The sequence below is a fragment of the Vibrio sp. 1641 genome, from assembly GCF_033339995.1.
Taxonomy (GTDB): Bacteria; Pseudomonadota; Gammaproteobacteria; order Enterobacterales; family Vibrionaceae; genus Vibrio; species Vibrio alginolyticus.
The window spans coordinates 1-571 of record NZ_JAWOVP010000386.1; the positions used below are offsets into that span (position 1 = coordinate 1).

Consider the following 571-nt stretch of genomic DNA (forward strand, 5'->3'; position numbering starts at 1 on the left):
GTCATACCTCGCACTCGGCGACGGTTTAAGTTTGGTTGAGTTTGCTTAAAATTGCGCATTCGCATCCTCTTCCATTTCTTCACCTGGCGCTACCAACAGAATTTGCCCACTCTCTTTTCCGATCACTCGCCAACCATCGTTAAACGCATCGCCTTTTTGTGGAAAAAAAGACAAGGTAAACGGCGTGACTTCTGCGCTCGAGAAAATGAAGACTTGCGGTGGTTTCACTTTCTTTTCTTCAGTTTCGTCGGCAAACATGTCTTCAAACAGCGAACCCGGCTCGAACAAACGATCGTCTTTATCCCAAGCACCGCCACCTAGATCCAATTGCAATGCAATGTCATCTTCTAATTTGGTTTTGCTTGGAATTTGCTTCATTTCTAGCGGCTTCCAGCCTTCAGCGGTCAAGCTAAGCAGGGTGTAAGTCTTTTTCGTATCGTCGACACGCACACCAAAATCTTTACCGCTGAGTACGGCTTCTTCGTTAAGCAACTGCAAACGCTGAAAGAAACTTTGCGCGTATTGTTTAGAGAGGTCTTTTTGACTGGTAGGCAACGTAGTGATCACCGCC

Annotated in this window: 1 protein-coding gene; it reads right to left on the bottom strand. The window is 46.4% G+C overall.

From position 1 onward, the window contains the following. Positions 1 to 45: 45 nt before the first annotated feature. A partial coding sequence (locus R7Z47_RS26125; RefSeq protein WP_318130935.1) for a GspH/FimT family pseudopilin occupies positions 46 to 571 on the bottom strand: 526 nt, incomplete at its 5' end.